The 6,515-nt window shown below is 71.4% G+C and carries 5 protein-coding genes; 1 reads left to right on the top strand and 4 read right to left on the bottom strand.

What is annotated here, in order from left to right:
• Positions 1–276: 276 nt before the first annotated feature.
• On the bottom strand, positions 277–834 hold the full coding sequence (locus FREUN1FDRAFT_RS25685; RefSeq protein WP_006543173.1) for a dTDP-4-dehydrorhamnose 3,5-epimerase family protein: 558 nt from the start codon (positions 832–834) through the stop codon (positions 277–279).
• Positions 834–1,859, bottom strand: a complete 1,026-nt coding sequence (locus tag FREUN1FDRAFT_RS25680) for an NAD(P)-dependent oxidoreductase (protein ID WP_006543172.1) — start codon at positions 1,857–1,859, stop codon at positions 834–836. Before FREUN1FDRAFT_RS25680 ends, FREUN1FDRAFT_RS25685 begins: the two co-directional genes overlap by 1 nt.
• A gap of 493 nt (positions 1,860–2,352) precedes the next feature.
• Between FREUN1FDRAFT_RS25680 and FREUN1FDRAFT_RS25675 the strand changes: the two genes are divergently transcribed.
• On the top strand, positions 2,353–3,957 hold the full coding sequence (locus FREUN1FDRAFT_RS25675) for a S8 family serine peptidase (RefSeq protein WP_232295401.1): 1,605 nt from the start codon (positions 2,353–2,355) through the stop codon (positions 3,955–3,957).
• A gap of 192 nt (positions 3,958–4,149) precedes the next feature.
• Here FREUN1FDRAFT_RS25675 and FREUN1FDRAFT_RS25670 read toward each other — a convergent pair whose 3' ends face one another.
• Complete coding sequence (locus FREUN1FDRAFT_RS25670; protein ID WP_006543170.1) at positions 4,150–5,184, bottom strand: glycosyltransferase; 1,035 nt, start codon at positions 5,182–5,184, stop codon at positions 4,150–4,152.
• 11 nt (positions 5,185–5,195) lie between these two features.
• Entirely contained in the window at positions 5,196–6,416 is a 1,221-nt protein-coding gene (locus tag FREUN1FDRAFT_RS25665) for a glycosyltransferase family 2 protein (protein ID WP_035953452.1), read from the bottom strand.
• Positions 6,417–6,515 lie beyond the last annotated feature (99 nt).

Here is a 6,515-nt window from a genome sequence, read left to right as displayed (position 1 = left end):
CCGACCAGATCACCATGACAGGCATGCAAACAACCTGGTCCTCCCGCGTTCCCGGTCCGAGCCGCCACCGGGCACTTCCACGCTACTGAAGTGCCCCGTGCGGCAGGCCCGCCGCCGGCTTCGCCCGCTTCGTCCAACCTCCTGCCCGGGATCGGCCCACGGCAGGCCGTCCATCCCGTGACGTGAGTGTCACACACGTACGGAGTTGACCTGACGCAAGCACGCCGGGCATCTCGACGAGCGCCACAGAAGCAGCACGGGCACGGGCACGGCGGTCTATCGGGTGGCGGCCCCGCTCGGTACGGCGGCGGGCAGCAACGGCCAGGCGCGGTCCTTGTCCGAGATCACGGAGACGGGCAGCGGCCAGGCGATGCCGAGGCGTGGGTCGTCGAAACGGAGCCCGCGATCGTGCCCTGGGGTGAACGGCACGTTCATCTGGTAGGTGGCCTCTGTGTCGTCCACCAGGGTCTGGTAGCCGTGTGCCAGGCCGGCCGAGATGAACAGGGCCCGGTGGTTGTCCGCGGTCAGCTCCACCGCCACGTGCTCCAGGTAGGTCGGTGAACCGGGCCTGGTGTCGACGACGACGTCCAGCAGTGCCCCGCGGGTGCACCGGACCAGCTTGGTCTCACGCACCGGCTCACCGGCCCAGTGCATGCCGCGGACCGTCCCGGCGAGCCGGTTGTAGGCCACGCTGCACTGGGCGACGGAGACCTCCAGCCCGGCGGCGGCGAACTCGTCGGCGCAGAAGGTGCGCGCGAACAGGCCGCGGGCATCGGTGAAGGCCTCGACGTCGACGATCGTCACGCCGTCGACGGCGGTGGGCGTGAGGATCATCAGGCGGTCCAGAACAGCTCGGCGTCGACCTGCCCCGTGCCGATCAGGTACTGGAGCTGCTTGAGCCGTGTGTGCCCGCGGCCGGTGAACGTCTCGGCGTCGAGCTGGATGCGGCTGAAGACCTCGTGCAGCTGCTTGGCGCCGCTGTGGGCGTCCCAGTCGCAGGCGAAGCCGGGCAGCTGGGTGGCGATCTTCTCGAAGGAGACCCGGTAGCTGCGGTTGTCCCCGCCGTTGTCGCCGAAGCTCAGCCGGCAGCCGGTGAAGACGGTGGCGACCGCGTCCGCGATCTCCTTCACCTGGTAGTTCTGCGCGCTGTCACCCACGTTGAAGATCTGGTTGTGGACGGCGTCCCGCGGTGCGGCCAGCACGCAGCGGATCGCCTTGGCGATGTCCAGGCCGTGCACCAGCGGACGCCACGGCGTTCCGTCCGAGGTCATCGCGATCTCACCGGTGGTCCAGGCGACCCCGGCCAGGTTGTTCAGCACGATGTCGAAACGCATCCGCGGCGAGGCGCCGTACGCCGTCGCGTTGCGCATGAAGGTCGGCGAGAAGGTGTCGTCGGCCAGCGGCGCGACGTCCCGCTCGACGAGCACCTTGCACTCCGCGTACGGGGTCTGCGGGTTGACCGGGGACGTCTCCGTGACGTCCGAGCCGGTCGCGACCCCGTAGACGCTGCAGGACGACATGTAGACGAAGCGCTCGACGCCCGCCTGCTTGGCGAGCTTCGCCAGCTGCACCGACCCCTGGTGGTTCACCTTGTAGGTGACGTCCGGCGCGAGCGCGCCGAGGGGGTCGTTGGACAGCTCGGCCATGTGCACGACCGCGTCGACGCCTTCGAAGTCCTCGACGGTGAGGTTCCGGAGGTCCTTGTCGATCGTGTACGGAACGCGATCCATGCCGCGGTAGAGCCAGCCGAACTTGTAGTAGCCGGTGTCGACACCGACCACGTCGTGACCATCGCGCAGCAGCTCCGGGGCCAGCAGGCACCCCAGGTAGCCTTCCGTGCCGGTGACGAGCACCTTCATCCGCGAGTCCTCCCGATCTCGACAACGGCACGCCAGATCCACACGCGACCCAACGTTCCGACCCCAGAAGGTACCGAGGTGGTCGGACGGGTCGTTGTCGACGCCCCGCCAGATTCCTGTCCGTCTGGCGACGACCACTCTGCGCATACCCCGCAGGGCCGGGATACCCGCACAAAAATGTGATTCCCGCCACCCAGAGTCCCCGACATGCGTCGGGCCCAGACGTGGGGTCTGTCGACTCAAAGACAAACGCTCACACAACGCCCAGGATGTGTCAGGCTCGGCGACGGACATCAAGTGAGCCCTTTTCCGTCTCACGGCCCGCGGTCAGGGATGTCGTGGGTCCACGTCGGCGGCGGAAAAGCTCATGTCCCATGTGAAGGCGTGATGCGCCACCCCTGGTCCCGCGTTGGCGGAACGTCCGAAGGCAGGTCGGTTGGTGATGGGTGGCCGACGCGGAAGTCGCACGGCGTTGTCGGCCGTGGTCCTCACCTTGTCATTCGCGGTGCCCGCAACGGCGGCCACCGCAGCCGGGCCCGCGGCGGCCGGGCCCACCTCCACCCCCGGCCTCTTCTCCGCCCGGGACGAGCAGTGGTACCAGAAGAGTCTGCGGCTGGCTGACGCGCACCAGGTGAGCCTCGGCGCCGGAGTCGTCGTGGCCGTCATCGATGGCGGCGCGGACGCCACCCATCCCAAGCTGCGCGGCCAGCTGCTGCCCGGCGCCGGCATCGGTACGGACGCCGCGGCCGACGGGCTGCGGGACGACGACCCCGACGGCCACGGCACCGCGATGGCCGGGATCATCGCCGGCCGTGCCGACGTCGGGGATCCGGCCGTCTGGGGGGTGGCACCGGCGGCGAAGGTCCTGCCGATCTCCACGGGCGTGCGGGCGGACTCCGACGAGGTCGCCCGCGGGATCCGGATCGCCGTGGACCGCGGCGCCGACGTGATCAGCATGTCGCTGGGCTCCGTGGGGCATGCCACCGACGCCGAGGAGCGTGCCGTCCGGTACGCGCTGGAGCACGACGTGGTCGTGGTGGCCTCGGCCGGCAACACCGAGCCCGGCGACACCGCCGTGAACTCGCCGGCGAACATCCCGGGGGTCATCGCCGTCACCGGCACGGACTACCGCGGGCGCTTCTGGGGTGGCTCGGTGCAGGGGCCACAGTCCGTCCTGGCCGCGCCAGGGCCGGCCATCCGGGTTCCGGTGCCGACGCGGGTCTCCGAGGACGGGCTCGACACCGGCGGCGGCACCAGCAACTCCGCCGCGATCGTCGCGGGTGTCGCGGCGCTCGTCCGGGCCGAGCTGCCCACCCTCGACGCGGCCAACGTCGTCAACCGGCTGATTCGCACCGCAACCGACATGGGCCCGCTGGGACGTGACGACCAGTACGGCTTCGGGCTCGTGGACCCGGTCGCGGCGCTGACGACCGAGATCCCACTCGTCGCCACGAATCCGTTGCTCGCCGCGCGCAGCCCCGGTGCCGCCCCGGCGGGCGATGCGACGGCGGACAGTTCAGCGGGCGGCAGCGCGGCGACTGGCAGCCTCACGGCGGCCCCGGACGACTCCGTCGGCCTCGCCCCCCCGAAGCGCTCGGCCGGGCCCTCCACGGCACTGTGGATTCTCATGCTGGCCCTGGCCACGGTCGAGGGTGCGCTGCTCGGAGCACTCGCGCACCTTCTGTTCGGCACCCGGTACGCGGCGATGCGCGAACGCCGCCGGCAGCGAAGGGCCACGCCGGTGGATCCGAGCTGGCCGCCGCCAGGGCACGCACCCGCGCCAGCGCCGGCCTGGCCCGTGGCGACACCGGCCTGGCCCACGCCGACAGCAGCCAGCCGGGCACCGGCAACAGCCCGGCCGGCACCGACAGCGGCCCAGCCGGCATCGGCAGCGGCTCGACCGGCACCGGCAACAACCCGGCCCGAGCCCGCGGCGCACGTCGTCCGGCCGCAGACACCGCCGGGACGGCCCACGATGCCGGTACGTCCCGTGCACCAGTACCCGCCGGCCAGCCGACCTCGGGCCACCGCGCCACCACCACCGTCGACGTCGACCGGCCGACCGGTCGACACCCGGGCCTGGAGGACCCCCCGCTGACCAGCCGAGGCGTTCCCGGGGGACCTCCACCCGTCCGTCACCCAGCGCGGCCCATGGCTGGGACTGGGGCTGCTTCCGGGCAAGAGTTAAGGATCGTGGTCGTTCTGGCGGCCAGAATCCTCAACTCTTGCGGATGTCAAGTGGCTCCGCGCCGCTGGTGGCTACCAGGCGGCGGCCGTCAGCGGTCGGCTGTCAGCGCGGCGGCGGGCCGACCAGCAGACCCTTGATGTACGCCGCGTGCTCGTCGGCCGTGGCCTTGTGGCCGCGGGCCCGGGAAAGCGCGGTACGCCCGGCATAACCCGCGACGAGCATGGAGCGCATGACGTTCACCCGTGCCGGCGCGTTGTGCTTGCGCAGATAGCGGACCATCGAGGCGCCGCGCATCTGGAGCATCCAGGTCTTGCCGGCACCGGAGCCACCCGCGCCGTGCGGAACGAACAGGTCGGTGCGCAGCTGCTGGCGCAGGCCCGCCTCCCGAATCGCCCGGCCGAGCGCCATGTCCTCGTTGTAGACGTAGAACGTCTCGTCGAAGCCGCCCAGCTCCAGGAAGGCCTTGCGGCGCACGGCCATGCAGGCCCCCGTCAGCCACTCGGGGCTCATCGGGCGGTTGGGCTTCGGGCGGGCGAACAGCGCCGACGACGGCGCGATCTTGTGCGCGCCGAGCACATGCATGAGGACCCGGCGCGGAGTCGGCTCCCAGCCGCCGTTCCCGAGCTCGGGCCGGCCGTCGGTGCCCTGCATCGTGGCCGCGCTGACGACCAGCTCGGGGTCACGCTCAAGGTCGTCCACGAGCGCCTGCATGACCTCGACGGTCGGTCGGCTGTCGGGGTTGCCCAGCACCACGTACTCGTAGACGGACGAGCGCATGCCCATGTTCGAGGCCTTCGCGAAGCCCTTGCCGCCACCCGAGTCGATGTACCGGCCGTTCGGCCGGCGCGCGACGAGCTCGTCGACCTTGTCCACGCCCTTGGCGTTGTCGGTGACCACCACCGGCAGGTCGGGCGGCAGCGTCTCGAACATCTGCTCAAGCTGACCACGGCTGTGGAAGCTCACCAGGGACAGCTCGAACGACCAGCCGGGCGCGACGGGCCGGGTGCTCGGCGCGGCCGCGGATGTGGCTGCGTCCGCCGCCGGGTCCGCCGTGTCCGCCGCGGCCGCGGACGTGCTGGGAGCTGTCGGCTCCACGGGCTCGGTTCCGGCAGCCTGGACGGCATCGTTGTCCGACACGTGAACTCCTCTCAGCTCGCCCTGGAGGCCGGCGTGCCCGCGGGGCCGGAGGCGGCCTCGGGAGCGGACGGAAGCTGGGTCGGGGACTGCGCGGCGGCCGGGGCCTGCCGTTCCGGCTTCGGCCAGACCGCGGGACGGTCGTGGGCGAGGAAGCGGCGTACCCCACCGAGTGCCACGGCCTGCAGGAAGAAAACCTGGGCCACCAGCCGGCTCGGGCCGGGCGGTGTGCCGCCCTTCATCAGCACGCCCGCGCTGGCCGCACCGGCCGCGTTGCCGACCAGGAAGAGCCGGGCCCCCCAGCTGTGCCGCGCCGCCGGCACAGCCAGCGCCACCAACGCCACATGTGCCATCGGCCCGAACGAGGATCGGACGAGCCGGTGCCCCCAGAGCTGGGCGGTCACGGGCAGCGCGCCGGGGACGAGCGCCTCACGGCGCCGCCAGAGCATGTCCAGGTTCCCGGCGACGATTCGGGTACGACGTTCCCATTCGGCGTCATAGTCCGGCGCGGACGTCTCTATCGAATACGCCTCGGGCTCGTAGACCACCCGCAGACCACTTTCGAGAATGTCCAACGCGAGCCAGGCATCATCGACCGCGGTGTCGCCCGGCAACGGGCGGAACGCCTTACGCCGGAAAGCGAGCATCTCGCCGACCACGCCGATGGTGGCACCCGTCGCCGACTCGCACTGCTTGAGCCAGGACTCGAACTTCCAGTAGAAGCCCTGGGCACCCGCCGGGTCGTCGACCTGTTTCTCACCGGCCACCGCACCGACGGTCTCATCGGTGAAGTGGCGGGCCGCGGCGCGCAGCGCGTGCGGCGCCAGCACCGCGTTGGCATCGGTGAGCACAACCACGTCATGGCTCGCCGCCGCGACCCCGCGGTTGACCGCGCGGGCCTTGCCCAGCCGCTCCCCGGAGGAGAGGACGCGGACGCCGGGCCGGCGGGCGGCCGCGGCCGTCTCCGCGTCGTCCGCGACGACCACGATCTCCATCTGCCCGGGGTAGTCCGTACCGGTCAGCTCGTCGAGCTTCGTGCCGATGACGGCGGCCTCACGGTAGGCGGAGACCACCACGCTCAGCCCCGGCCAGACCTCTGGGTCCTCCGGCTGTGACGGTGTGAGCCCACGACTCCGGTACCCGATATAGGCGGGATACAGAACGTGACCGTACACGGCGGTCGCACCGAGTGCCGCGATCGCGACGCCCTTACCGAACGCACGAGCTCCTGTCATGGCATTACCGTAGCGGTGGCCTTGCGCGTCCGCAGAGAGGCCCCCGGGCATCGTTCCCGTCAGATCGGCGACGCCCGTCGAGTCGTGATCACCGGCCGA

The organism is Parafrankia sp. EUN1f (assembly GCF_000177675.1).
GTDB lineage: Bacteria > Actinomycetota > Actinomycetes > Frankiales > Frankiaceae > Parafrankia.
This window is presented reverse-complemented; position numbering and strand designations above follow the sequence as displayed.